This window comes from Ramlibacter sp. (genome assembly GCF_036383835.1).
Lineage (GTDB): Bacteria > Pseudomonadota > Gammaproteobacteria > Burkholderiales > Burkholderiaceae_C > Ramlibacter.
In genome coordinates, this window is the sequence record NZ_DASVNN010000089.1 from 26695 (window position 1) to 51489 (window position 24795).

General features: G+C 67.9%; 24 protein-coding genes and 1 tRNA gene. 16 read left to right on the top strand and 9 right to left on the bottom strand.

Annotated elements, in window-relative coordinates; translation table 11 throughout:
* Positions 1-732: 732 nt before the first annotated feature.
* Positions 733-1185 carry an SWIB/MDM2 domain-containing protein gene (locus VF522_RS14425; RefSeq protein WP_330908979.1) on the bottom strand — a complete coding sequence of 151 codons (453 nt, stop codon included), beginning with the start codon at positions 1183-1185 and terminating at the stop codon, positions 733-735.
* A 616-nt stretch (positions 1186-1801) separates the two neighbouring features.
* Between VF522_RS14425 and VF522_RS14430 the strand changes: the two genes are divergently transcribed.
* Positions 1802-2296, top strand: a complete 495-nt coding sequence (locus VF522_RS14430; protein ID WP_330908980.1) for an Lrp/AsnC family transcriptional regulator — start codon at positions 1802-1804, stop codon at positions 2294-2296.
* Here the strand turns inward: VF522_RS14430 and VF522_RS14435 are convergent.
* Positions 2293-3204 (bottom strand): DMT family transporter, encoded by a 912-nt coding sequence (locus tag VF522_RS14435; RefSeq protein ID WP_330908981.1) that lies wholly within the window; start codon positions 3202-3204, stop codon positions 2293-2295. The two genes, VF522_RS14430 and VF522_RS14435, sit on opposite strands and share 4 nt — an antisense overlap.
* Positions 3205-3228: 24 nt before the next feature.
* Between VF522_RS14435 and VF522_RS14440 the strand changes: the two genes are divergently transcribed.
* The 15 genes from VF522_RS14440 (at position 3229) to VF522_RS14510 (ending at position 18016) form a co-directional block, all read left to right on the top strand.
* Positions 3229-3630, top strand: a complete 402-nt coding sequence (locus VF522_RS14440) for a gamma-glutamylcyclotransferase family protein (RefSeq protein WP_330908982.1) — start codon at positions 3229-3231, stop codon at positions 3628-3630.
* Positions 3631-3863: 233 nt separating this feature from the next.
* On the top strand, positions 3864-5201 hold the full coding sequence (gene aceA, locus VF522_RS14445) for an isocitrate lyase (RefSeq protein ID WP_330908983.1): 1338 nt from the start codon (positions 3864-3866) through the stop codon (positions 5199-5201).
* A 118-nt stretch (positions 5202-5319) separates the two neighbouring features.
* The gene (locus VF522_RS14450) at positions 5320-5511 is read left to right on the top strand and encodes a hypothetical protein (RefSeq protein ID WP_330908984.1); all 192 of its coding nucleotides are present in this window, start codon (positions 5320-5322) and stop codon (positions 5509-5511) included.
* Between the two features lie 182 nt (positions 5512-5693).
* Entirely contained in the window at positions 5694-7601 is a 1908-nt protein-coding gene (gene thrS, locus VF522_RS14455) for a threonine--tRNA ligase (RefSeq protein WP_330908985.1), read from the top strand.
* Positions 7602-7674: 73 nt separating this feature from the next.
* A complete protein-coding gene (gene infC, locus VF522_RS14460) occupies positions 7675-8274 on the top strand; it encodes a translation initiation factor IF-3 (protein WP_330909041.1) in 600 nt (199 codons plus the stop codon).
* A gap of 169 nt (positions 8275-8443) precedes the next feature.
* Entirely contained in the window at positions 8444-8647 is a 204-nt protein-coding gene (rpmI, locus tag VF522_RS14465) for a 50S ribosomal protein L35 (RefSeq protein WP_013901101.1), read from the top strand.
* Positions 8648-8671: 24 nt separating this feature from the next.
* The gene (rplT, locus tag VF522_RS14470) at positions 8672-9031 is read left to right on the top strand and encodes a 50S ribosomal protein L20 (protein ID WP_330908986.1); all 360 of its coding nucleotides are present in this window, start codon (positions 8672-8674) and stop codon (positions 9029-9031) included.
* Positions 9032-9124: 93 nt separating this feature from the next.
* Positions 9125-10183, top strand: a complete 1059-nt coding sequence (gene pheS, locus VF522_RS14475) for a phenylalanine--tRNA ligase subunit alpha (protein ID WP_330908987.1) — start codon at positions 9125-9127, stop codon at positions 10181-10183.
* Positions 10184-10203: 20 nt separating this feature from the next.
* Positions 10204-12621, top strand: a complete 2418-nt coding sequence (gene pheT / locus VF522_RS14480) for a phenylalanine--tRNA ligase subunit beta (protein WP_330908988.1) — start codon at positions 10204-10206, stop codon at positions 12619-12621.
* 47 nt (positions 12622-12668) lie between these two features.
* Positions 12669-13019 carry an integration host factor subunit alpha gene (locus tag VF522_RS14485; protein WP_330908989.1) on the top strand — a complete coding sequence of 117 codons (351 nt, stop codon included), beginning with the start codon at positions 12669-12671 and terminating at the stop codon, positions 13017-13019.
* Positions 13020-13174: 155 nt separating this feature from the next.
* Positions 13175-13630 carry a MerR family transcriptional regulator gene (locus tag VF522_RS14490; protein ID WP_330908990.1) on the top strand — a complete coding sequence of 152 codons (456 nt, stop codon included), beginning with the start codon at positions 13175-13177 and terminating at the stop codon, positions 13628-13630.
* Between the two features lie 55 nt (positions 13631-13685).
* A tRNA-Pro gene (locus tag VF522_RS14495) sits at positions 13686-13762 on the top strand.
* Positions 13763-13847: 85 nt separating this feature from the next.
* Positions 13848-14735, top strand: coding sequence for an adenylate/guanylate cyclase domain-containing protein (locus tag VF522_RS14500; RefSeq protein ID WP_330908991.1), 888 nt, complete (start codon positions 13848-13850; stop codon positions 14733-14735).
* Positions 14736-14737: 2 nt separating this feature from the next.
* Positions 14738-15838, top strand: coding sequence for a type VI secretion system-associated FHA domain protein (locus tag VF522_RS14505; protein ID WP_330908992.1), 1101 nt, complete (start codon positions 14738-14740; stop codon positions 15836-15838).
* A gap of 72 nt (positions 15839-15910) precedes the next feature.
* On the top strand, positions 15911-18016 hold the full coding sequence (locus tag VF522_RS14510; protein ID WP_330908993.1) for a serine/threonine-protein kinase: 2106 nt from the start codon (positions 15911-15913) through the stop codon (positions 18014-18016).
* Between the two features lie 7 nt (positions 18017-18023).
* On the opposite strand, the gene VF522_RS14515 is transcribed toward VF522_RS14510, so the two are convergent.
* The 7 genes from VF522_RS14515 to VF522_RS14545 form a co-directional block, all read right to left on the bottom strand.
* Positions 18024-18572: an NUDIX hydrolase gene (locus VF522_RS14515; protein WP_330908994.1), complete on the bottom strand. Its 549-nt coding sequence runs from the start codon at positions 18570-18572 to the stop codon at positions 18024-18026.
* Between the two features lie 52 nt (positions 18573-18624).
* Positions 18625-19695 (bottom strand): TRAP transporter substrate-binding protein, encoded by a 1071-nt coding sequence (locus VF522_RS14520; protein ID WP_330908995.1) that lies wholly within the window; start codon positions 19693-19695, stop codon positions 18625-18627.
* A gap of 66 nt (positions 19696-19761) precedes the next feature.
* Positions 19762-21081, bottom strand: a complete 1320-nt coding sequence (locus tag VF522_RS14525) for a TRAP transporter large permease (RefSeq protein WP_330908996.1) — start codon at positions 21079-21081, stop codon at positions 19762-19764.
* On the bottom strand, positions 21078-21566 hold the full coding sequence (locus VF522_RS14530) for a TRAP transporter small permease (protein ID WP_330908997.1): 489 nt from the start codon (positions 21564-21566) through the stop codon (positions 21078-21080). Before VF522_RS14530 ends, VF522_RS14525 begins: the two co-directional genes overlap by 4 nt.
* A 111-nt stretch (positions 21567-21677) precedes the next feature.
* A complete protein-coding gene (locus VF522_RS14535) occupies positions 21678-22379 on the bottom strand; it encodes a fumarylacetoacetate hydrolase family protein (RefSeq protein WP_330908998.1) in 702 nt (233 codons plus the stop codon).
* Positions 22376-23434: a gentisate 1,2-dioxygenase gene (gene gtdA / locus VF522_RS14540; RefSeq protein ID WP_330908999.1), complete on the bottom strand. Its 1059-nt coding sequence runs from the start codon at positions 23432-23434 to the stop codon at positions 22376-22378. The genes VF522_RS14535 and gtdA overlap by 4 nt, the downstream gene beginning before the upstream one ends.
* A 10-nt stretch (positions 23435-23444) precedes the next feature.
* Entirely contained in the window at positions 23445-24791 is a 1347-nt protein-coding gene (locus tag VF522_RS14545; protein ID WP_330909000.1) for an FAD-dependent oxidoreductase, read from the bottom strand.
* Positions 24792-24795 lie beyond the last annotated feature (4 nt).

A 24795-nucleotide genomic window follows, 5' to 3' on the forward strand; every position in this document is an offset into this window, starting at 1 on the left:
ATCCCCGCGCAGGCGGCCCCTTCGTCATCTCCGCGCAGGCGGCCTCCCCGTCATCCCCGCGCAGGCGGGGATCCAGGGCTTCCTGTCTCCGAAGCGGCTGCGCCGCTTCCCGCTTTTTCGCATCCCGCCGGCTGCCAGCCCCCGCACGGGCGGGGCCGGAGTCGCGCTGGCATGGCGTCCTTCGCGCCTGCGGCGCTCGGCAAACCTGCGAGGCCCGGGCAGGCGGCCCCCGCGACCGAACTCGCTGCGTGTTTGCCCGCGCGCGGTCAAACATTCCGCTCGAACACCGGTGTCGCGAGTCGGAAACGTACGCGCGGCTCGATACGCGCTACGCGCTCTCGTAGCCGCGCTGGGCCGCCTGCCCGGTCCTCGCAGGCGCCATGCCTTCATGCGCGACCCCGGCCCCGCCCGCACGGGGGCTGGCAGCAGGGCAGGGCGGTGGCGCATTGGTGCCTTGCCATTACCACCGTCATGGGTCCTGGCGTAGGGTGGGCAAGCTTGCTTGCCCACCATTCGAGGGTACGAGACCGCGCCGCCTGACGTGACGCGGCCCGTTGCTCAAAAGCGGGAAGCGGCGCAGCCGCTTCAAGACAGGAAGCCCTGGATCCCCGCCTGCGCGGGGATGACGTGCGCCCTGGATCCCCGCCTGCGCGGGGATGACGTGCGCGCGGATGGCTCGCCCAAAGAAAAAGGCCGGCAGAGCCGGCCTTTTCAGCGATCGGACGGGTCCGATTACTTGACGTGCTTGCCGATCAGGCCAGCCATCTCGAACATGGACACCTGGCCCTTGCCGAACAGGACGCGCAGCTTGTCGTCCGCGTTGACCATGCGCTTGTTCGCCTGGTCCTGCAGCTTGTTCTTCTTGATGTAGGCCCACAGCTTCGACACGATCTCCGTGCGCGGCAGCGGGTTCGAGCCCACCACGGCGGCCAGGGATGCGTCCGGGGTCAGGGGCTTCATGAACGCCGCGTTGGGCGTGCGCTTCTTCGCGGGCGCCTTCTTCGCCGGAGCCTTCTTGGCCGGGGCCGCCTTCTTCGCAGTTGCCTTCTTGGCCGGTGCAGCCTTCTTCGCGGGCGCCTTCTTCGCCGCGGCCTTCTTGGCCGGGGCCGCCTTCTTCGCGACGGCCTTCTTGGCCGGAGCTTTCTTCGCCGGCGCCTTCTTCGCCACCTTCTTTGCAGTTGCCATGATCGATTTTCCTTCTAGAAGTTGATGAACCACCAGTGAAAACTGCACTCGCACTGGCACTGCGGATGCTAAAGGAGAAAAAGGGTGCGTCCAAGCGGAAAAAACGGTTTTTCGCTGGGAGATGTTGCTTTTTCATCCGCGCGCGCACGCGGTTTTCCCCCTGAAAGTCAGCAGCGCGCCCGCGCGGAACACGCCTCGCGCGATGCACGCGCCTCCCGTGCAGGACTCTCCGGGTGCGAGCGGGATCGAGCGCGCCGCGTGCTGCGCTGCTCACCCATTGCGAGAGAAAGCGCCATCAACATCGCGTCGCCACACGAGTTTTCGCTGGAGAAACCAGCGCGCCCGCGGCTCCCGCGAGCCGATCGCGAAGCGCACGGAGCGCGGCGATCGGGGCGGGCGTGGCAGGTGCGGACGTTGCCCGAGGCCGCGCAGTGCCGCGCACCGGCACCGTTGCGATCGCGGCGGCGGCCGCCCCCAATGAGTCGACGTGCGGTTCCGGCCGGAATCCGGTGCTCCGATGGGCTGCCGCCTCGATCCTGGCTTGCCCGGCTGAACCATTGGGTGCATCATTCAAGGCAGAGAGCGACAACTGCCTTGATTTTGAAGGTCAACCACCATGCCGACAGAAGTTCCAGAGCTCGACGCCCACGACGCGCACATCCTGGCGGAACTGCAGCGTGACGCCCGCATCAGCATGGCGGAGCTGGGCCGGCAGGTGCAGCTGTCGCAGCCGGCGGTGACCGAGCGCGTGCGCAAGCTGGAAATCGCCGGCTTCATCAGGGGCTACCGGGCGGCCGTGGACTACCAGCGCCTGGGCTACGGCATCCGCGCGATCCTGCGCGTCGGCCGGGTGGAGTACGGCCGCATCCTCGGCTTGATCGAGCAGACGCCCGAGGTGGTGAACGCCTTCAACGTCGCGGGCGCGGACAGCTGGATCCTGGAGATCGCCGTGATCGACGTCGAGCACCTCGACGCCGTCGTGACGAAGTTCAGCCTGCTGGCCGACACCTCGACCTCGATCGTGCTGAACGTGCCGCGGGAGAGCGCGGCGGTGCTGCCGGCGCAGCGGGAGAACATCAAGCCGGCGATCCGGAAGGTCACGGGGCGCTAGTCCCGGCGCGCCGGAAGCGTGGCGAGGACCACCCCCGCCAGCGCCGACACGAAGGCCATCCCCTGCAGGAAGGTGAGCTTTTCGCCCAGCACCGCGACCCCCACCACCGCCGCCGATACCGGCAGCATCGCCGTGAACACGCCCGCCTGGGCCGCCGGCACCACCTTCAGGCCGGTCATCCACAGCCACACCGTCCACACGCTGGCGGCCAGCGCGTAGAACACCAGCAGCAGCCAGCTGCCCGTCGCGACGCCGCCGAAGTCGAAGCGCAGCGCGGCCCACAGGCCCAGCGGCGTGACCAGCAGGAAGCCCCACACGTTGATCAGCGCCGTGATGCGCTTGGGTCCGAGGGCGCCGGTGAGCGCCTTGCCGATCACCGCATACGACGCCTCGCACAGCACCGCGCCGAACACGAGCAGGTTGCCCAGCCAGGCGAGGCCGCCGGCACCCGTCGCGCCGTCTTCGTGCGACGGCCTGGCGAGCCCGAGCAGGCCGATGCCCAGGGCCGCGCAGGCGATCGCCGTCCAGGTGCGGCCCGGGATCGGCTCGCGCAGGAAGATGCGGCTCAGGATCGCCACGGTCGCCGGGATCGCCGCCATGATGACGCCGGCCGACACGGCGCTGGTCATGCTCACGCCGAACAGCATGCAGATCGAGAACAGGAAGTTGCCGAGGAAGGATTCGAGGAACAGCAGCCTGCGCGTGCGTGGCGTCATCGGCGGTTCGCTCGCCGGCTTGCGCAGCCAGTGCAGCATCGCCAGGCCGCCGATGCCGAAGCGCAGCCACGCGAGCAGGAACACGGGGATGGCGGCCACCAGCGGCTTGGACAGCGCCACGTAGCTGCCCACCAGCGACATGCTCAGGGCGAGGCAGGCGTAGGCGAGTGGGCGGCTGGGCGTGAAGCTCATCGACAATGCGCGAAACGACGCATCATGCCCGAAGCCCCCCTGCGCCACGTCTTCGTCTACGGCACCCTGCGCCGCGGCGGCCGCAACGACATCAATCGCCTGCAGCCCGCGCCCGGCTACGTGGGCATGGGCGAGGTGCAGGGCGTGCTGTACCACGTCGACCGGTATCCGGGCCTGACGCTCGGTGGCGAGGAGGCCGTCACCGTGGTGGGCGAGGTGTACCGCATCACGCCGGAGCTCGAGGTCGTCCTCGACCGGATCGAGCAGATCGTGCCGGGGGCGGACAGCGAGTACTTCAAGCGCGAGATCGACGTCGCGGTGAACGGAAACTCGATGGGCTGCCTCGTGTACGAGATCAATCCGGAGCGCGTTCGCGAAAAGCAGGTGATCGGGCACGGCGACTGGATCGTTTTTCACGGCGCCTGATTCGCGTTTCGCATTGCAAAAAACGACGCTTGTGCGCTGCCGCAAAATTTTCCAATATGGGAAAACTTCTTCCGGATAGCGAAATGCAAAATGCAAGTCTCTGATTTTGTTGATGAAAATATTTAGTCTTGTATAAGACAGAAGAGCCACACGAAGTCTTCTACAAGACTTAAAGTTCATTCCAGCGCGGCCCCCGTCGCGAAACGGTTCGACATCAACGCACTGGAGTGAACATGAGCAACTGGACCCACCTCACCCGCGAACAGCAGATCGCCCAGCTCGAAAAGGACTGGGCCGAGAACCCGCGCTGGAAAGGCATCAAGCGCGGCTACAGCGCCGCCGACGTGGTGAAGCTGCGCGGTTCGCTGCAGATCGACCACACGCTGGCCAGGCGCGGATCCGAGAAGCTCTGGAACCTGATCAACACCGAGCCGTTCGTGAACACGCTGGGTGCGCTCACGGGCAACCAGGCCATGCAGCAGGTGAAGGCCGGCCTCAAGGCGATCTACCTCTCCGGCTGGCAGGTGGCGGCCGACGCCAACAGCACCGGCGAGATGTACCCCGACCAGTCGCTCTATGCGGTGGATTCCGTGCCGAAGGTCGTGCGCAAGATCAACAACACCTTCCAGCGCGCCGACCAGATCCAGTGGAGCGAAGGCAAGGGTCCCGGCGACGAGGGCTACGTCGACTACTTCGCGCCGGTCGTGGCCGATGCCGAAGCCGGCTTCGGCGGCGTGCTGAATGCCTTCGAACTGATGAAGGCCATGATCGAGGCGGGCGCCGCCGGCGTGCATTTCGAGGACCAGCTGGCCTCGGTCAAGAAGTGCGGCCACATGGGCGGCAAGGTGCTGGTGCCGACGCGCGAGGCCGTCGCCAAGCTGGTGGCCGCCCGCCTGGCCGCCGACGTGATGGGCGTGCCCACCGTGCTGCTGGCCCGCACCGACGCCGAAGCGGCCGACCTCGTGACGAGCGACGTCGACCCGGTCGACCAGCCCTTCTGCACCGGCGAACGCACCGTCGAAGGTTTCTACCGCACCCGCAAGGGCTTCGACCAGGCCGTGAGCCGCGGCCTCGCCTACGCCGAGGTTGCCGACCTGATCTGGTGCGAGACCGGCACGCCGGACCTGAAGTTCGCCAAGGACTTCGCCGACGCGATCCATGCGAAGTTCCCCGGCAAGCTGCTGGCCTACAACTGCTCGCCGTCCTTCAATTGGAAGAAGAACCTCGACGACGCCACCATCGCCCGCTTCCAGAAGGAGCTGGGCGCCATGGGCTACAAGTACCAGTTCATCACGCTGGCCGGCTTCCACAGCCTCAACTACTCGATGTTCGAACTGGCCTACGGCTACGCGCGCAACAACATGAGCGCCTTCGTCGAGTTGCAGCAGAAGGAGTTCGCGGCGGCCGAGAAGGGCTTCACCGCGGTGAAGCACCAGCGCGAGGTCGGCACCGGCTACTTCGATTCGGTGACCACCACGATCGAAGCCCTGTCGTCCACGGCGGCCCTGAAAGGGTCGACCGAAGACGAGCAGTTCTTCGACGGGCACCAGGAGGAGCGGAAGGTCGCCTGAAGCCCTCGATCCCCGCCTCCGCGGGGATGACGAACGCAAGCCCGCGGCATCGCCCGCGGGCTTTGTGTTTCCTTCGCTTCTCGTTACAGTCGAGCTATCCCGGCAGTGAGGAGACCCGATGGCGGAGACGAGCGATGACACCGGCAAGTTCGACATGGCCAGCCTCAGCGGCAAGCCCTGTCCCGATTGCGGCGGCGCTGGCCAGTTGCGCATCGACAGCGAGAACATCAACGAGAAGTTCGAGGTCGAGAAGCAGACGGTGATCACCGACTGCCACCGCTGCTCCGGCACGGGCTACGTGGCGGGGTAGAATCGGCCCCTCCCACGGGCAACAAGGACGAGAAAGGCACCCTGGTTATGACACCGCGAACTCCTCCGGAAGGAACCACGGCCTGCTAGCGGCCGGGTCGTCGCGCGTGCACTGAGTTGCTTCGTCCACCGAAAAGCGCGGCTGCCACCGCGCTTTTTTGTTGTTCGAACGCCTCAGACACCATGATCGAAATCACGCTTCCCGACGGTTCCCTTCGCCAGTTCCCCGCTCCCGTGACGGTGGCCGACGTCGCCGCCTCCATCGGCCCCGGCCTCGCCAAGTCGGCCATCGCCGGCAAGGTGGACGGCAAGGTGGTGGACACGATGCACACGATTCGCGACAACGCGCGGCTCGCGATCCTCACGGCCAAGGACCCCGAGGGCCTGGACGTGATCCGGCACTCGACGGCGCACCTGCTGGCCTATGCGGTGAAGGAGCTCTATCCCGACGCGCAGGTCACGATCGGCCCGGTGATCGAGAACGGCTTCTATTACGACTTCGCGTACAAGCGGCCCTTCACGCCCGAGGACCTGGTCGCGATCGAGAAGCGGATGGGCGAGCTCGCCGCCAGGGACGAGAAGGTGACGCGCCGCGTGCTGCCGCGCGACGAGGCCGTGCAGCACTTCAAGCAGATCGGCGAGCACTACAAGGCGGAGATCATCGGCAGCATCCCGCAGGGCGAGGACGTCTCGCTGTACGCCGAAGGCGGCTTCGAGGACCTCTGCCGCGGCCCGCACGTGCCGAGCACGGGCAAGCTCAAGCACTTCAAGCTCATGAAGGTGGCCGGCGCCTACTGGCGCGGCGACCACCGCAACGAGATGCTGCAGCGCGTGTACGGCACGGCCTGGGCCTCCAAGGAGGAGCTGCAGCAGTACCTGACGATGCTGGAAGAGGCGGAGAAGCGCGACCATCGCCGCCTCGGCCGTGAGCTGGACCTGTTCCACCTCGAGGACACGGCCCCCGGCGTGGTGTTCTGGCATCCGAAAGGCTGGGCCATCTGGCAGGCCGTGGAGCAGTACATGCGGCAGGTGTACCGCGACAACGGCTACCTGGAGGTCAAGGGTCCGCAGATCCTCGACAAGTCGCTGTGGGAGAAGACGGGCCACTGGGACAAGTACCGCGAGAACATGTTCGTCACGGAGTCGGAGAAGCGCGAGTACGCGCTGAAACCGATGAACTGCCCCGGCCACGTGCTGATCTTCAAGCAGGGCGTGAAGAGCTACCGCGACCTGCCGCTGCGCTACGGCGAGTTCGGCCAGTGCCACCGCAACGAGCCTTCGGGCGGCCTGCACGGGATCATGCGCGTGCGGGGGTTCACGCAGGACGACGGCCACATCTTCTGCACCGAGGACCACATCCTGCCGGAGTGCGAGGAATTCACGAAGGTCCTGCACAAGGTCTACGCGGACTTCGGCTTCACCGAGATCATCTACAAGGTCGCGACGCGGCCGGCGGCGCGCATCGGCTCCGACGAACTGTGGGACAAGGCGGAGAACGCGCTGATGGAATCGCTGCGCCGCTCGGGCTGCGAGTTCACGATCTCCCCGGGCGACGGCGCCTTCTACGGCCCGAAGATCGAATACACGCTGAAGGACGCCATCGGCCGGCAGTGGCAGGTCGGCACGATGCAGGTTGACTTCAACCTGACGACGCGGCTGGACGCCGAATACGTCGGCGAGGACGGCGCGCGCCACCGGCCGGTGGTGCTGCACCGGGCCATCGTCGGCAGCCTCGAGCGTTACATCGGCATCCTGATCGAGCAGCACGCCGGGGCGCTGCCGGCCTGGCTCGCGCCGACGCAGGCCGTGATCCTCAACATCACCGACGGCCAGGCCGATTACGTACGGGATCTGGCCAAAACGCTGAGGAATCAAGGGCTTAGGGTCGAGACGGATCTGCGCAACGAGAAGATCACGTATAAAATACGGGAGCATTCGCTGCAAAAGCCGCCTTACCTCCTCGTCGTCGGCGAGAAAGAGAAGGCGGCTGGTGCCGTCGCGGTGCGCGCCCGGGGCAACCAGGACCTGGGTGTGATGTCGATCGAGGCGTTCGGAAAGAGGATCGCCGAAGACATCGCCAGCAAGCGCTGAATCTCACGGAGGCAGCTGCGAGCCGCGCGCACCTTGACGGTGTTGCTATAGATTTTGAACAGGACGCAAGACCATCGCTACTGAATTTCGCGACCGCCGCCAGCGCGAGGAACGCAAGCACCGCCTGAACCGGGAGATCATGGCCCCGGAAGTCCGCCTCAGCGGGCCCAACAACGAGCCCCTGGGCATCGTGAGCCTCCAGGAGGCTCTGCGGATGGCAGGCGAGCTGGACGTGGACCTGGTGGAAATTGCCGCCACCGCCATTCCGCCGGTCTGCCGGCTGATGGACTACGGCAAGTTCAAGTACCAGGAACAGAAGAAGGCTGCGGAAGCGAAGTCGAAGCAGACGGTCATCGAGATCAAGGAAGTCAAGTTCCGGCCGGGCACCGACGACGGTGACTACAACATCAAGCTGCGCAACATCCGCCGCTTCCTGGCCGAAGGCGACAAGTGCAAGATCACGCTGCGGTTCCGCGGCCGCGAGATCACGCACCAGGAAATCGGCATGGCGCTGCTGCAGCGGCTGCGGGACGACCTCGGGGACACCATCCTCATCGAGCAGTTCCCGAAGCTCGAAGGCCGGCAGATGATCATGATGATCGCGCCGGGCAAGAAGAAGGCGGCTGTCAAGCCCGCCACCGAACCCGCCGGCACGCCGGCGACGACGGCGTAAGTTTCAAAGCCATCACGGTTGGTCGCCGCGATGGCGGTGAGAAGAGGGGGCTTTTGTCCCCTCGCAAGTGGAGAGCCCAGTCTCGCCACTCAAAAGTGGCTCGGGGCCATCAAGGCAGGGGGAATTTCCCCCTGACGCCTCACGAGCACAACGAAGAAGGAGCATGTACATGCCCAAGATGAAGACCAAGAGCGGCGCGAAGAAGCGCTTCCGCGTGCGTCCCGGCGGGACCGTCAAGCGCGGCCAAGCCTTCAAGCGTCACATCCTGACCAAGAAGACCACCAAGAACAAGCGCCACCTGCGTGGTGCAGTCGCTGTGCATGAGACCAACATGGGTCACATGGCGCAGATGCTGCCGTTCGCCGGCCTGTAAACCACCGAGACAAGGAGAACACACATGCCTCGCGTCAAACGTGGTGTAACGGCTCGCGCCCGTCACAAGAAGGTCCTCGCCCTCGCCAAGGGTTTCCGCGGCCGCCGCGGCAATGTCTTCCGCATTGCCAAGGAAGCGGTGATGAAGGCGGGCCAGTACGCCTACCGTGACCGTCGTACCAAGAAGCGCGTCTTCCGCCAACTGTGGATCGCCCGTATCAACGCCGCAGCGCGTTCCAACGGCCTGACCTACAGCCAGTTCGCCAACGGCATCCGCAAGGCCGGCATCGACATCGACCGCAAGGTCCTCGCCGATATCGCCGTGCACGATCCGGCGGCGTTTACCGGCATCGTGAACCAGGTCAAGGCCAAGCTGGCTGCCTGAGTTTCGCGGTGATGCGGCCTTCGGGCCGCATCCGGTGCAACCCATAAGGACAGGGCTAGGGCTGAAAGGCGCTAGCCCTGTTTTTTTCTCTCCATGAACCAAGAATTCGACTCGATCGTCGCCGGCGCCCGTGAAGCTTTCGCGCGCGCCGCCACGCCCGCGGACCTCGAGAACGCCAAGGCGCAGTACACCGGCAAGTCCGGCCGCATCACCGAGCTGATGAAGGGGCTGGCCGCGCTCTCCGTGGAGGAGAAGAAGACGCGCGGCGCGGCGATCAACCAGGCCAAGCAGGCGATCGAGGTGGCCCTGAACGAGCGCCGCCAGGCCCTGGCCGGCGCCGAACTGGAAGCGCAGCTGAAAGCCGAGGCGCTGGACGTCTCGCTGCCGGGACGCGTGCGCGAGCCGGGCGGCCTGCACCCGGTGTCGCTCACCCTGGAGCGCATCGAACAGATCTTCGCCAGCATGGGCTTCGACGTGGCCGACGGCCCGGAAGTCGAGAGCGACTGGCACAGCTTCACTTCGCTGAACAACCCGCCGAACCATCCCGCGCGCTCGATGCAGGACACGTTCTACGTGGACATCGACGGCGACGACGGCATCCCCTACAACCTGCGGCCGCACACCAGCCCGATGCAGGTGCGCTTCGCCCACCAGCACATCAAGCGCTACGCGGACGCCGTGAAGCGCGGCGAGCCGCTGCCGGAGATCCGCGTGATCGCGCCCGGCCGCACCTACCGCGTGGACAGCGATGCGACGCACTCGCCGATGTTCCACCAGTGCGAAGGCCTCTGGCTGGGCGAGAACGTGAGCTTCAAGGACCTGAAGGTCGTGTTCACGGACTTCTGCCGCACCTTCTTCGAGAGCGACGACCTCGCGCTGCGCTTCCGCCCGAGCTTCTTCCCCTTCACGGAGCCTTCCGCCGAGATCGACATCCAGTTCCAGGGCGGGCCGCTGGCCGGCCGCTGGCTGGAAGTGGCCGGCTCCGGACAGGTGCACCCGGCGGTGGTGCGCAACATGGGCCTGGACCCCGAGAAGCACATCGGCTTCGCCTTCGGCATGGGCCCCGACCGCCTGACCATGCTGCGCTACGGCGTGAACGACCTGCGCCTGTTCTTCGAAGGCGACATCCGCTTCCTGCGCCAGTTCCGCTAACGATTTCCGTTCGAGACCACATGCAATTCCCCGAGTCCTGGCTGCGCGCGTACTGCAACCCGCCGCTGACCACGCAACAGATCGCCGACGTGCTCACCATGGGCGGCATGGAGGTGGAGGAGCTCCGCCCCATCGCGCCGCCCTTCAGCCAGGTGGTCGTGGGCGAGATCAAGGAAGCCGTGCAGCATCCCAACGCCGACCGCCTGCGCGTGTGCCAGGTGGACGTGGGGCAGGGCGCTCTCCTGAACATCGTGTGCGGCGCGCCCAACGCCCGCGTCGGCATCAAGGTGCCGACGGCCCTGGTCGGGGCCGAGCTGCCCCCGGGCGAGGACGGCAAGCCCTTCGCGATCAAGCTGGGCAAGCTGCGCGGCGTCGAGAGCCAGGGCATGCTGTGCTCGGCGCGCGAACTGAAGCTGAGCGAGGACCACGGCGGCCTGCTGGAGCTGGATGCGTCCACGCCGGTCGGCAAGAACATCCGCGAGGTGCTGAACCTCGACGACCACGTCTTCACGCTGAAGCTCACGCCCAACCTCGCGCATGCACTGTCGGTATACGGCGTCGCGCGCGAGCTGTCGGCGCTCACGGGTGCGCCGCTGGCCGAGCCGAAGATCGCGCCGGTGCAGGCGACGCACGACCAGAAGCTGAAGGTGAAGTTGAGCGCGCCCGATCTCTGCGGCCGCTTCTCCGGCCGCGTGATCCGCAACGTGGACACGAAGGCGAAGACGCCGCAGTGGATGGTGGAGCGCCTGGCCGGCTGCGGCCAGCGCAGCGTCACCGCGCTGGTGGACATCTCCAACTACGTGATGTTCGAGTTCGGCCGGCCTTCGCACATCTTCGACCAGGACAGGATCCACGGCGCGCTGGACGTGCGCTGGGGCCGCAAGGGCGAGCAGCTCAAGCTCCTGAACGGCAACACGATCGAGGTGGACGAAAAGGTCGGCGTGATCGCCGACGACAGGGAAGTCGAATCGCTCGCCGGCATCATGGGCGGCGACGCCACCGCGGTGTCCGACGACACGAGGAACGTCTACGTCGAGGCCGCCTTCTGGTGGCCGGAAGCGGTGCAGGGCCGGTCCCGCCGCTTCAACTTCTCCACCGACGCGGGCCACCGCTTCGAGCGCGGCGTCGACCCGAGCCAGACCGTCGAACACATCGACTACATCACCCGCCTGATCCTGGACATCTGCGGCGGCGAGCCCGGCCCGATGGACGACCAGGTCGCGAAGCTGCCCGAGCGCAAGCCGGTCCAGTTGCGCGTCGCGCGCGCCGCCAAGGTGATCGGCATGCCGGTGAGCGAGCAGCAGTGCCTGGACGCCTTCCGGCGCCTGCACCTGCCGGCGCAGGCCGCGGGCGGTGTCATCACCGTCACGCCGCCGCCGTACCGCTTCGACCTCGCGATCGAGGAGGACCTGATCGAGGAAGTGGTGCGCGTCATCGGCTACAACCAGCTGCCGACCACGCCGCCGCTCGCGCCGATCACGGCCAAGCTGCCGGCGGAGAACCGCCGCAGCCGCTTCGCGGTGCGCCGCCTGCTGGCCGCCCAGGGCTACCAGGAGACGATCAACTTCAGTTTCGTCGAGGAGCACTGGGAGAAGGAACTCGCCGGCAACCCGAACCCGATCCGGCTGCTGAACCCGATCGCCAGCCAGATGAGCGTGATGCGCTCCTCGCTGGTCGGCTCGCTGCTGCAGGTGCTGAAGCACAACCTCGATCGCAAGGCCGAGCGCGTGCGCGTGTTCGAGCTGGGGCGCGTGTTCGTGCGCGACGACGCCGTGCAGACCACCGACACCACCGTGCGCGGCGTGCGCCAGCCGATGAAGGTCGCCGGCCTCGCCTATGGCGCGCCCGAAGGCCTGCAATGGGCCCGCAAGCCGCAGAACGTGGATTTCTACGACATGAAGGGCGACGTGCAGGCGCTGCTTGCGCCGCTGCAGGCGGAGTTCGCGCCCGGCGCGCATCCCGCCATGCATCCGGGGCGCTGCGCATCCATCCGCATCGACGGCCGGGAAGCCGGCTTCGTCGGCGAACTGCATCCGCGCTGGCGCCAGCAGTGGGAACTGCCGCATACGCCGCTGCTGTTCGAGCTGGATCTCGACGCCGTGACGGCGCGCCAGGTGCCGCAATTCGAACCCGTGCCGCGCTTCCAGCCGGCCGAACGCGACATCGCGGTGATCGTCGACGAGAAGGTCACGCACGGCCAGCTGATGGCCGCGATCCGCGGTGCCGACACCGGCGGGCTGCTGCGCGATGCGTTGCTGTTCGACGTGTACAAGCCGCAGCAGGCGACCGCCGGTCTGGCGATGAACGAGAAGAGCCTGGCCGTGCGCTTGACGCTCGCGCGCCCCGACGCCACACTGACCGACGACCAGATCGAATCGGCCGTGCGCGCGGTGGTGGAGAGGATCTCCGCGCAACTGGGCGGCCGCCTGAGGGGCTGAGCATGGCGGACCTGACAACGACAAGCGCGCTGCCGCGAGAGGACATCATGGAGTTTGCCGTCGAGAGCCTGGAGACGCCGGCGTTGACCAAGGCGCAGCTCGCGGAACTGCTGTTCGAGCAGATCGGGCTGAACAAGCGCGAGTCCAAGGACATGATCGACGCCTTCTTCGACCTGATCTCCGCCAGCCTCGTCGAGGGCAAGGACGTCAAGATCTCCGGCTTCGGCAACTTCCAGATCCGCACCAAGGCGCCGCGCCCCGGACGCAATCCGCGCACCGGCGAGGCGATCCCGATCGAGGCGCGCCGCGTCGTCACCTTCCACGCCAGCCACAAGCTCAAGGAACAGATCCAGGGCAACGGCCAGGAAGCCGGTTCGGCGTTGATCGAAGAGCGTTGAGCGGCTGCCGGGCTACCGCTCGACCCCCAACGCCCGACGCTCAACCGAAAAGAACCGAAAAGCGCGGCGGCGCAACACCGCCGGTTGCGACCCGCTTTGCAGCCGGGCGGTCTTAGAGTAACCTCGAAGCTTTCTCTCCTAGTAGATTGATTTCAATGGAGAAAGGCCTCCCGGCAATCCCAGCCAAGCGCTACTTCACCATCGGTGAGGTGAGCGAGCTGTGCGGCGTCAAGCCGCACGTGCTCCGGTATTGGGAGCAGGAGTTCACGCAGCTGCGGCCCATGAAGCGGCGCGGCAACCGCCGCTATTACCAGCACCACGAGGTGCTGATGATCCGCCGCATCCGCGACCTGCTGTACGACCAGGGCTTCACCATCAGCGGCGCGCGCAACAAGCTGCAGGAGATCGTGCAGGTCGAACGCGACAAGCGCCGCGCCGGCGAGGTGATGCTCGATGGCGTCGACGAGATGATCGAAGTGGAGGAATCCACCTTCGGCGAGAGCCAGTTCGAGGATGCGCCGCCGGACGAGCGCGACGCGATCACGCAGAAGCTGCAGCTCCTGCGGCGCGAGCTGTTCGAAATCCGCGATCTCCTCAGCTCCATCCACTGAGAAAATTCGACTCCCGATTTTTCCGGGTGAAAGTACCGGCTATAATCGAGGGCTTCGGCGTGTAGCGCAGCCTGGTAGCGCACTTGCATGGGGTGCAAGGGGTCGCGAGTTCGAATCCCGCCACGCCGACCAACAAACAACAGCCGGTTGGACCGAAAGGCCAACCGGCTTTCTCATTGCTGGGGTTCCCGGAGTGGTACGGGCATAATGGCCGCGCATGGCGTCCGTTGTTTTCGCTGATCTGGTAGGGAGCACCGGCATCTTCGAGCGGCTCGGGGACGAGACCGCCGGGCGCTTCGTCACCCAGTTGACGACGGCACTGGCCAAGATCTTCGAACAGCACAAGGGCCGGGTGGTGAAGCTGCTCGGCGACGGCCTGTTCGTCGTCTTCAACGACGAATCCCAGGCGCTCACCGCCTGCATCGCCATCCAGGAACGCCTTCTGCAGAAGCCCGTGCGCCCCGGCGGCACCGGCCGTCCCGTGCAGATGCAGATGGGCATCGAATCCGGCGAAGTCGTCGAGATCCAGGGCGATTGCTACGGCGACGCCGTCAACAGCGCCGCCCGCCTGGCGGACCTGGCGGGCGCCGACCAGATCCTCACTTCGCAGCGGGTGCGCGACGCCCTGCTGCCGCCGCAACAGGGCAAGCTGCGCAGCCTGGGACCCATGTACCTGCGCGGCAAGGCCGAAGTCACCGAGGTGTTCCGCGTCGAATGGCAGCCGGACCGCGATGCGGAAGCCACCGTCATGGGCGTGTCCATGTTCGCCGAGGCCTCCGAGGCGCGGCTCGCCGTGCGCATCGGCGACCAGAGCTGCACGCTGCAGCCGCGCGGCGAGGCGATCACGCTGGGCCGCTCGGCGACGGCCGACCTGCCGTTGAACGATTCGCGCGTCTCGCGCCTGCATGCCACCATCGAGTGGCGCGGCGGGCACTTCGTGCTGAGCGACGCCTCCAGCTTCGGCACCTGGGTCTACTTCGGCAACCAGCTCGAGCCCGTGGTCCTGCGCCGGACCGAGTGCTACCTCGTGGGGCAGGGCCAGATCGCGCTGGGTTGCGACCGCAACTCCGAAGCCGCCCCGGTCGCGACCTTCTCCGTCGGCTGAGCGTGGCCCTGGAACTGCATGTCGCCGGCCCCGGGCTGGACGTCACCCGGCGGCTGGAGCCCGGCGACCCGCCCCTGGTCCTCGGGCGCGACGCCGATTGCAGCATCTGCCTGCCCGACCCCGAACGCAACATCTCCCGCCGCCACCTGAGCGTGTGGAACCACGGCGACCAGCTGCACTTCCACGTGCTGTCGGTGGTCAACGGCGTCGACACCGCGACCGGCGAGTTGCCCCCGGGCACGCGCGGCGTGCTGGACGCCGGCGACGCACTGGTGCTGTCGGCGTTCCGCATCGACGTGACGGTGATGGAGCCCACGCGCACCGGCCTGCCGGAGCCGGACCCCTGGGCCGAGTTCCAGAAGCAGGCCGCCGAGATGGGGCCCGGCGCCGAGACGGTGCCCGGCCTGCCGCCCGAGGACGATCCTTTCGGCGACTGGGGCTTCCACAGCACCTTCGGGCCGGGTTCGCCGGGCGGCAGCATGCATGCCGACGCCCTGGCGCCGGCCGAGGACCTGCAGCCTTTCCTCGCCGGCCTGGGGCTCGAAGCTTCGGCCCGCAAGGCGCTGACGCAGGGCGAGATGGAGACCATCGGCCGGCTCACGCGCATCGCCCTGCAGGGCCTGCTGCAGGCCGTGCAGGCGGCCGCCGCGAGCCGGCAGAAGGCGGGCCCCGAGGAGCCCACGCAGGCGCAGCCGCGCGAGGCGAACGCGCTGCGGCTTGACATGCCCCTGGAGGACAAGCTGTACTACCTGTTCGGCGGCCAGGCCGCCGCGGCCGGCTTCATGCCGCCGGATCGCGCGGTCGCGCAGCTCGTGGCGGAACTCACGACGCACGAGGAAACCATGGCCGGGGCGTTGCAGGACACCGTGGAAGCCGTGGTGCGGGAATTCGACCCCGAGGCGCTCAAGCAGCGCCTGCTCGGTGGCGGTGCCCGCATCTTCGAATCCGCGCGCGCCTGGGACGCCTTCGCCAAGGATTACGGGGAGCGCCGGATCGCCGAATCCGCCTGGATCCAGGAATTGCTGGCCCGGCACTTCCCGGTGGCGTATGCCCGCGCTCTGATGCGTGCGAAACGCAACACAACGGGCCGGGCGGGCCCCTGAGGAACTCGGCCTTGAGGGCGGGGCGCGGGCTAGAATGCGTTTCCATCTGTTTCGCTTGGCGCGACGACTGAAGTGACTCTCAAAAAGCTGGGACGGTACGAAGTTCTCCGGGTCCTCGGCAAGGGAGCCATGGGCGTGGTCTACGAGGGCCGGGATCCGAACCTCGATCGGCGCGTCGCCATCAAGACCGTCAAGGTCGAGAACCTGTCCGAGGAAGCGGCGGCCGAATACGAACACCGCTTCCGCACCGAGGCGCGTTCCGCCGCGCGCCTGCAGCATCCCAACATCGTCAGCGTCTACGACTCCGACCGGGACGGCGACGTCGCCTTCCTCGTCATGGAGTACATCCAGGGCGACGACCTCAAGCACCACCTCGATCGCGGCACCCGCTATTCGCTGGAGCAGTCGCTGAAGATCATCCGCGACCTGCTCAGCGCGCTGGACTACGCGCACAAGCAGGGCATCGTGCATCGCGACATCAAGCCGGCCAACCTGCTGCTCGAGCCCGGCGGCCGCGTGAAGCTCACCGACTTCGGCGTCGCGCGCATCCAGGACTCCGGCGAGGCCACGCGCACGCAGGGCAGCATGGTCGGCACGCTCAAGTACATGGCGCCGGAACAGGTGCAGGGGCAGAAGATCGACTCGCGCGCGGACCTGTTCTCGGTGGGCGTGGTGCTGTACCAGCTGCTGACGGACAAGCGCCCCTTCGACGGCGACAACGACTTCTCCATCATCCACCAGATCATCGGCCACCATCCGCCGGCGCCCAGCTCGGTGAACCCGCGGCTGCCGGCGGCGCTCGATGCGGTGGTGGCGCGCGCGCTGGCCAAGACGCGGGACGAGCGCTTCGCCACGGCGCGCGACTTCGCCGTCGCGCTGCAGGCGGCGATCCGCCGCGCCGAGGACCAGACGGTGGTGCCGCCGCTCAATCCGAACAAGCGGCTCGAGAACGGCTCGCGGCCGCTCACGGCCCCGGGCAGCATTCCCGGCAGCGTGCCCGGCAGCCTGCCCACCAGCCCCAGCTCCGTGACGCAGGAGCTGGAACTGGTCTACTGGAAGGACGTCAAGGACTCCGGCGATCCGGAGGACCTGCGGGTCTTCCTGGAGAAGTTCCCCGCCGGCATCTACGCGGATCTCGCCCGGCGCCGCCTGCGCAAGCTGGCCGGCGGCGAAGCCACGGCGATCGGCGGCAGCCAGCCGGGAACCTCCGGCAGCGTGTTCGCCGCGACCCAGTTCCCGTCCACGCAAGCGCCCGACGACGAAGCCACCCGCCTGCGCACCGACACGTCGCGCCCGATCGCCGCGGGTGAAGCGTCGGTCCTGCGTCCCGGCAAGTGGGTGCAGGAGGAGTACACGCGCCTCCCGCTGCCACCCACGGCGAGCCCGTCCGGCGCCGCTGCGGGCAGAACGGACACGGACTTCACGGCCACGCAGCCCCTCGCGGCGGCTTCGGGCGACCAGGCACTCGTGCGCCCGCAGCCTGCTGCCGTGGCGGCACGCGCCGCCGCGCCTGCCGCCGCGCCCGCGGTGCGCAGCGTGCCCGAAGAGGACGACGACACGAGCGTGCCGCCCGCGCCGGCCCGCAAGAAGCGGCCCGTGGCGGCACTGGCCGGCATCGGCGTGCTCGCGCTGGCGGGCGTCCTGGCCTTCATGCTGGCGCGCGGCGACAAGCAGGTCGCGCAGGGCGCCGGCGCGCCCGCGACGGCGGTGGCCGCCGCAGCCGCGGACTATCCTTCCAACGCGGCGCCGCCTGCCCCGGCCGATGCGCCCGCGGCACCCGCGGTGACGGCCGCCGCGCCCGCCGCGACTCCGGCTGCAAACGGCAAGGCCGCGCACACGCAGGCTCCCGCGCCCGTGCCGAAGAAGGCCGAGCCCGCACCGGCCAAGGCAACTGCGAAGAACTCCGCGGCCACGTCCGCGCCGGAGCCTCCGCGGCCGGTCGCCGCCGTTGCCGCGCCGGTGCGGGCCGATCCCGAGCCCGCGCGGCCCGTACCGCCCCCGGTGGCCGCCACTCCCAGCAGCTACCAGGCCGTCGAGCAGTGCCGCGACAAGATCTTCCTCTCCAAGGAACTGTGCCTGGCCGAGCATTGCGACAAGCCGGGTGCGCGCAGCCATCCGCTGTGCGTGAAGCGCCGCGAGGAGGCGCGCCTGCGCGAAGAAAGCAAGCAGACGCGCTGAGCGCGGCCTAGACGATGTCCAGCGCGTGCACGCCGAACTGCCCGCGGGCGCGGTCGGCGAAGAAGCGCTCCAGCGTTTCCTTCACCGTGCGGAAGGCGATCTCCTCCCAGGGGATCTCGGCTTCGGTGAAGAGGCGCGCCTCGATCGTCTCGAAGCCGGGGTCGAACACGTCGGACAGCAGCCGCGCGCGGTAGAACAGGTGCACCTGGCCCACGCGCGGCACGCTGAGGACCGTGAACAGGCCTTCCAGTTCGATCTGCGCCCCGGCCTCCTCGTGCGTCTCGCGGGCGGCACCCTCGGCGGTGGTCTCGCCCAGTTCCATGAAGCCCGCCGGCAGCGTCCACTTGCCCCAGCGCGGCTCGATGTTGCGCTTGCAAAGCAGCACGCGGTCGCCGAGCCAGGGCACCGTGCCCACCACGTTCAGCGGGTTCTCGTAGTGGATGGTGTCGCACGCAGGGCAGACGGCGCGCTCGTGCGTATCGCCGTCGTCCGGCAGGCGGTAGACGACGGCGGCGCCGCAGTTGCGGCAATGCTTGATGGGGCTGCGCAGGTTCACGACAAGAACAAGGGCTCCCGAGGGAGCCCTTGCGGCGGGTTCTGCCGGAAGTTTAAGCCTTCCTGGCGGGCGCCGCAGCGGTGCCCTTGCCGTGCTTGTCGATCAGGGCGCGCGCGGTTTCGAGCAGCTTCTTGCCGTCGAAGTGGCGCTTGTTCATGTCCTCGACCCATTCCACTTCGACCAGGCGCGCCTTGCGCTTGAACTCCTGGGCGTCCGCGGCGGAGATGGTGTGGATCGTGTTCTTGCGGTCCACGGCGAACTTGCGGCCCACCGCGTCGTTGCCCTGCTGCACCTTGCCCAGCCAGGCCGAGGTGGCCAGGCCCGAGTTGGCGTCGATCACCTTCTTCAGGTCGGGCGCGAGCGAGTTGTACTTCGCCTTGTTCATCGCCATCACGAAGGTGGTGGTGTAGAGCGCGCCGCCGGCGGGATCGAACTCGCTGTGGAACTTCGTCAGCTCGTGCACCTTCACCGAGGGGACCACCTCCCACGGGATCACGCAGCCGTCGATGGTGCCCTTGGACAGCGCATCCGGGATCTGCGGCAGCGGCATGCCCACCGGCGTCGCGCCGAGGAAGCCGAGCATCTTGGTGATCTGGCGGGTGGGACCGCGGACCTTCAGGCCGCGCAGGTCGTCGGCCGTCTTCACCAGCCTCTCCTTGGTGTGGAACATGCCCGGGCCGTGCACGTGCAGCGCCAGCACCTGCGTGTCCTTGAATTCGTCGGGCGCGACCGTCTGCACGTACTCCCAGTACGCCTTGGAGGTCGCCTCCGCGTTGTTCATGACGAAGGGCAGCTCGAAGACCTCGATGCGGGGGAAGCGGCCCGCCGTGTTGCCCGGGAGCGTCCACACGATGTCGACCACGCCGTCCTTGGCCTGGTCGTACAGCTGCACGGGCGTCCCGCCCAGCTGCATGGCCGGATACCCCTCGAACTTGATGCGGCCGCCCGAATCCTTTTCGACCTTCTCCATCCAGGCCTTGTGCATGGTCAGCCACACGTTGGACTGCGGCGCCATGAAGGTATGGAACTTGAGCGTGACGGCCTGCTGCGCGAGGCCGCTCAGGCCGGGCGCGCCCAGCGCCGCCGCGGCGGTGGACTTCAGGAGCGTACGTCTGTGGATCATTCTGCTTCTCCGTGGGGGTTGGATGAACTTATGCCGCGCGGGTGGGCGGCGCCACGGGGCTTTCCCTCAACGGATGAAGCCCACCAGCCAGAGCGGAATGATGGGGAAGAACAGGAACAGCATGGTGCGGATGACGTCGCTCAGGAGGAAGGGCATCACGCCGCGGTAGGTCTCGCCCATGGACACGTCCCGGGACAGCCCGTTCACGATGTACACGTTCAGTCCCACGGGCGGCGCGATCAGGCCGAAGCCCACCGTCATCAGCACCATGATGCCGAACCAGATCGCCGCCGATTCCTTGGGCATGCCGAAGTCCAGCCCCATGACGATCGGGAAGAAGATCGGGATGGTCAGCAGCAGCATGGACAGTTCGTCCATCACCGCGCCGAGCAGCACGTAGAACAGCAGGATGGCCACGACCACCAGCAGCGGCGACACGCCCCAGCCCGCCACCACCGCGGCCAGCTGGTTGGGGACCTGCGTGAGCGCCAGCGCGGAGTTCATCAGGTCGGCGCCGAGGAAGATCAGGAAGATCATCGCCGCGCTCGTGGCGGTGCCGTAGAAGCACTCGCGCAGCCTGGCGAAGTCCATCTCCCGCTTGAGCAGCGCGGTGAGGAAGGTGGTGGCCGCGCCGACGGCCGCGCCTTCGGTGGGCGTGAAGAAGCCGCCGTAGATGCCGCCGAACACCAGCAGGAAGATCACCAGGATCGGCAGCACGCCGAGGACTGCATGCAGCGTCATGGGCGGGGGTGCTTCCTCCACGTTCGGTGCGTGGCCGGGCACCATGCGCACGTAGACGCCGACGGCGATCATGTAGCCGAACATGGCGATGATGCCGGGCAGGACGGCCGCGGCGAACAGCTTGCTGATGTTCTGCTCGGTCAGGATCGCGTAGATCACCAGCACGATCGAGGGCGGCAGCTGGATGCCCAGCGTGCCGCCGGCCGCGAGGGTGCCGGTGGCGATGCGGCCGGAGTAGCCGTGGCGGCGCATTTCGGGCAGCGCCACGCTCGTGATCGTGGCCGCCGTCGCGACGGAGGAGCCGCTGATGGCGCCGAAGGCGGCGCAGGCGAGCAGCGATGCCATGGCCAGCCCGCCCTTGAAGCGGCCCATCACGGCCGCCGCGAATTCGAACAGCGCCTTGCTGATCCCGCCCTTGGTGGCGAAGTGCCCCATCAGGATGAACAGCGGGATCACGGAGAGGTCGTAGCTGGCGAAGCGCGCGAAGGCCTGCGTGTTGAGGAAATTGGCGAACGGCAGCCAGCCGGTCTGCGCGACGTAGCCGATGGCCCCGGCGCTGAACATGCTGACCGCGATCGGCACGCGGATCGCCATCAGCACCAGCATCGAGCCGAAGATCAGGGCTGTCAGCATCAGCGGGCTCATATCGCCTTCTCCGCGTCTTCGGCCACGTGGAAGCCGAACACCGCCTGGTGCAGGGCGATCAGGCCGGCGAGCACGAAGGCCGGCACCATGAAGGCGTACACCACCCATTCCGGGAAGCCCATGATCTGGGTCTCGGAGTGGGACGAGTAGCTGTTGAGGCCCCCGAGCGTGGTGCGCCAGGCGAGCAGGGCGAAGATCAGTGCCAGCAGCAGGGCGCCGAAGCGGTCCAGCGCGGACTGGGTGCGCGGGCTGGCGCCGGCGGTGAAGAAGTCGACGATGATGTTGCCGCGCCGGGCCTGGCACAGGGGCATGAACAGCGCGATCGCGGCGCCGGCCGCGACCCCCGTGAGTTCGAAGGCGCCGACGATGGAGTCACCGGTGGTGTTGCGCCCGATCAGGCTGCCGCAGGTCATGAGCGTGATGCCTGTCAGCAGCAGGCCGGCCAGTGCGGCGCAGAACTTGGCCAGGGGTTCCAGGATGCGCAAACGCTGCTCCTCGTTGTTCTTCGCTTGCGGGGCGGCGTGGCGCCGGCCGGCGGCGCCCGCGGGATGCGCGATTATCGGCCAACGGCCGCGCTGGGCGCGCGGCCGCCGGCGTCAGGCCGCCTGGACCTTCACCTTGATCTCGGTGAGGCCGCCCACGCTGCCGTGCAGCGTGTCGCCGGCCACCACGGCGGCCACGCCTTCCGGCGTGCCCGTGTAGATCAGGTCGCCGGGCGCCAGCTCCCAGGCGGCGGAGATGTGCTCGATGATCTCGCCGATGTTCCAGATCAACTTGGAGACGTTGCTGCGCTGGCGGTCCTTGCCGTTCACCTGCACCCAGATCTCCGCGTTCTCGACGTCGCCGGCCTGCGCCGCGGGCGTGATCGGGCCGATGGGGGCGGACTCCTCGAAGGACTTGCCGATCTCCCAGGGGCGGCCGAGCTTCTTCTGCTCGCCCTGCAGGTCGCGGCGGGTCATGTCCAGGCCCACGGCGTAGCCGAAGATGTGCTTCTTCGCGTCGGCGGCCTTGATGTTCTTGCCGCCCGTGCCGATGCAGGCCACCAGCTCGATCTCGTGGTGCAGGTCCTTGGTCAGGCTGGGATAGCGGATCGACGCCGTCTCGCCGGCGTTCACGACCACTGCGGCGTCGGCCGGCTTGAAGAAGAAGAAGGGCGCTTCACGGCCGGTGAAGCCCATTTCCTTGGCGTGCTCCACGTAGTTGCGGCCCACGCAGTAGATGCGGCGAACGGGGAAGCGCTCGGAGCGGCCGACGACGGGCACGGCCACCGTGGGCGCGGGTTGGAAAACGTAGCTCATGACAACCTTTCTTCGGTGTGGATGCCCAGCGCGTCGTGCACGGGGCGGTCGGAAAAACTGAACAGGACGCAGCCCTTCGCGGACGCGAGGCGGGCAGTGTGCCACGACGGCACCACGAAGTGATCGCGGGGTCCGAAGGCGTAGCGCACCTCCTCGCCGCCGTCGCGCGAGATGGACACCTCGCCTTCGCCTTCCACCACGCTGTAGACGGCGCCGTCGGTCTGGCGCCAGCCCTGGCCGTCGAAGCCCGCGGGCAGTTTCTGCAGGAAGGTGCCGATCGTGGGCATCGGCCAGCCGCCGGTGAGCGGGTTCACGTAGCGCAGCTTCACGCCGTCCCAGGCGTCGACGGGCGCGCTGCGTTCCAGCCGTTCCAGCGCCTCGCGGCTGCGCTCGTAGGGATAGCTGAAGATCGGCGAGGACTTGCCGTAGGGCGAGGTGGAGCGCACCGGCGCCATGTTGTGGCCGTACTGCGTGAAGCTGCTGCCTTCGGTGCGCGTGACCTGCTGCGACTTGCTCGTGTCGTTCTGGGCGAAGCCCGCATCGAAGAAGCGGATCATCGGGATGTCGAGGCCATCGAGCCACACCACCGGGCCGTCGGACTCGTGGCCGTGGTCGTGCCAGGTCCAGCTCGGGGTGATGATGAAGTCGCCCGGCTTCATCGTGGTGCGTTCGCCGTCCACCGCGGTGTAGGCGCCGGAACCCTCGACGATGAAGCGCAGCGCGCTTTGCGTGTGGCGGTGGCTGGGCGCGACTTCACCCGGGAGGATCAATTGCAGGCCCGCGTAGAGCGACTGCGTGATCGCCGACTGCCCGCGCAGCTTCGGGTTCTCGAGGATCAGGACGCGGCGCACCGCTTCTTCGGCGGTGATCACCTCGCCGGCGCGCATCAGGTAGGGCCGCACCTCGTCGTACTTCCAGAAGGCCGGCACGCAGGGCGTGTTCGGCTTCGGCGGCACCAGGGCATGCAGCACTTCCCACAGCGGCGTGAGGTGGTGCGGGTCCATGTCGCGGTACAGCTGCTGGCGCAGCTGCGCGGTGGGCAGGGGGGCGTTCATGCGGGACTCCTCACCAGGTGCGGCCCAGGTACGCGCCATTGTCTTCCAGGCGCGCCTGCAGGTCGGGAAGGGAAACTTCGGCGGCGCTGCCGCCAGCGTGCAGCGCGAGGTGCGCGGCGACACCCGCGGCCTCGCCCATGACGAAGCAGGCGCCGGTGACGCGCGCGGCCGATTGCGCTTCGTGCGACATCGAGGCGCAGCGCCCCGCGACCCAGACGTTGTCCAGGCCTTGGGGGATCGTCATGCGATAGGGCAGCTGGTTGAAGCCGCGGCTCTCCGGGATCTTCGGCCAGCGGAATTCGACGTCGCCCTTCAGGTGCAGCTCCAGCGGCCAGCCGTTGACGCCGACGGTGTCGTCGAAGCTCGCGCAATCGATCACGTCCGATTCGGTGAGCTGGTAGAGGCCACGCACGCGGCGGGTTTCGCGGATGCCCACCTGCGGCGCGATGTCGGACACGTAGCAGCGCTCGAAGCCGGGCACTTCGCGCAGGAAGCCGGCGACGCTGGCGATCTGCCGGCGGCCCAGCACCTCGGCGTCCGAGAGTTCCTGCGCATCGGTGCCGTCCATGGCGTTGCCGTCGCGGTTGGCCAGCTGCGTCAGGTTGACGCGCCACTCGATGCCGCTCTTCTGCGGCCGCACGATCGCGCCCTTGCGCGGGAACCGGTAGCGGCCCTCGGCTTCCGCCTGCGCCATCAGCCTGGGGATCACCTCCCAGGCCTTGCCGGCGCGTTCCGGATCCACGTCGTTGAGGCGGAACATGGTCGAGGGGTACAGCATGTTGCCGTGGCCGTCGCCCTTGTCCCAGGGCGCACCGGCCCAGGCCGCGAGGTCGCCGTCGCCGGACGCATCGATGAAGGCGCGGCCGAGGATGGCGCGCCGCCCGGACTTGGTTTCCACCAGCAGCGCCTGCACGCGCCGCGCCGAATCCATCGCCACGCCGGCCGCGAGCGCATGGAACAGGATCTCCGCCCCGGCGGACAGCAGCAGGTCGTCGGCGGCGATCTTGTAGGCCGCCGTGTCGTAGGCCTGGGCGACGATCTTGTGGCCGAACAGCGAATGCGGCGCGTTGAGACCCCCGAGCCGCGCGATGCGTTCCAGCAGGCCGTCGGCCACGCCGTGCACCACCTGGCGGATCTCGCCGTGCACGTTGGCGTGCAGGCCGCAGAAGTTGGTCACGCCCGCGGCCGTGCCCATGCCGCCGAGGAAGCCGTAGCGTTCCACCAGCAGGGTCTTGCGGCCGCTGCGCGCGGCGGCAACGGCGGCGGCCATGCCGGCGGGGCCGCCGCCCAGCACGACGACGTCGTATTCCCCGTGCACCGGCACTTGCCGGGCGGGTTCCATGAGGGTGAGGGTCATTTCC

What these genes read in the sequence shown, in the direction of transcription:
- VF522_RS14425 (WP_330908979.1), bottom strand. Translation starts at nt 1,185, where the DNA reads ATGGCAACTGCAAAGAAGGTGGCGAAGAAGGCGCCGGCGAAGAAAGCT.
- VF522_RS14430 (WP_330908980.1), top strand. Translation starts at nt 1,802, where the DNA reads ATGCCGACAGAAGTTCCAGAGCTCGACGCCCACGACGCGCACATCCTG.
- VF522_RS14435 (WP_330908981.1), bottom strand. Translation starts at nt 3,204, where the DNA reads ATGAGCTTCACGCCCAGCCGCCCACTCGCCTACGCCTGCCTCGCCCTG.
- VF522_RS14440 (WP_330908982.1), top strand. Translation starts at nt 3,229, where the DNA reads ATGCCCGAAGCCCCCCTGCGCCACGTCTTCGTCTACGGCACCCTGCGC.
- aceA (WP_330908983.1), top strand. Translation starts at nt 3,864, where the DNA reads ATGAGCAACTGGACCCACCTCACCCGCGAACAGCAGATCGCCCAGCTC.
- VF522_RS14450 (WP_330908984.1), top strand. Translation starts at nt 5,320, where the DNA reads ATGGCGGAGACGAGCGATGACACCGGCAAGTTCGACATGGCCAGCCTC.
- thrS (WP_330908985.1), top strand. Translation starts at nt 5,694, where the DNA reads ATGATCGAAATCACGCTTCCCGACGGTTCCCTTCGCCAGTTCCCCGCT.
- rpmI (WP_013901101.1), top strand. Translation starts at nt 8,444, where the DNA reads ATGCCCAAGATGAAGACCAAGAGCGGCGCGAAGAAGCGCTTCCGCGTG.
- rplT (WP_330908986.1), top strand. Translation starts at nt 8,672, where the DNA reads ATGCCTCGCGTCAAACGTGGTGTAACGGCTCGCGCCCGTCACAAGAAG.
- pheS (WP_330908987.1), top strand. Translation starts at nt 9,125, where the DNA reads ATGAACCAAGAATTCGACTCGATCGTCGCCGGCGCCCGTGAAGCTTTC.
- pheT (WP_330908988.1), top strand. Translation starts at nt 10,204, where the DNA reads ATGCAATTCCCCGAGTCCTGGCTGCGCGCGTACTGCAACCCGCCGCTG.
- VF522_RS14485 (WP_330908989.1), top strand. Translation starts at nt 12,669, where the DNA reads ATGGAGTTTGCCGTCGAGAGCCTGGAGACGCCGGCGTTGACCAAGGCG.
- VF522_RS14490 (WP_330908990.1), top strand. Translation starts at nt 13,175, where the DNA reads ATGGAGAAAGGCCTCCCGGCAATCCCAGCCAAGCGCTACTTCACCATC.
- VF522_RS14500 (WP_330908991.1), top strand. Translation starts at nt 13,848, where the DNA reads ATGGCGTCCGTTGTTTTCGCTGATCTGGTAGGGAGCACCGGCATCTTC.
- VF522_RS14520 (WP_330908995.1), bottom strand. Translation starts at nt 19,695, where the DNA reads ATGATCCACAGACGTACGCTCCTGAAGTCCACCGCCGCGGCGGCGCTG.
- VF522_RS14525 (WP_330908996.1), bottom strand. Translation starts at nt 21,081, where the DNA reads ATGAGCCCGCTGATGCTGACAGCCCTGATCTTCGGCTCGATGCTGGTG.
- VF522_RS14535 (WP_330908998.1), bottom strand. Translation starts at nt 22,379, where the DNA reads ATGAGCTACGTTTTCCAACCCGCGCCCACGGTGGCCGTGCCCGTCGTC.
- gtdA (WP_330908999.1), bottom strand. Translation starts at nt 23,434, where the DNA reads ATGAACGCCCCCCTGCCCACCGCGCAGCTGCGCCAGCAGCTGTACCGC.
- VF522_RS14545 (WP_330909000.1), bottom strand. Translation starts at nt 24,791, where the DNA reads ATGACCCTCACCCTCATGGAACCCGCCCGGCAAGTGCCGGTGCACGGG.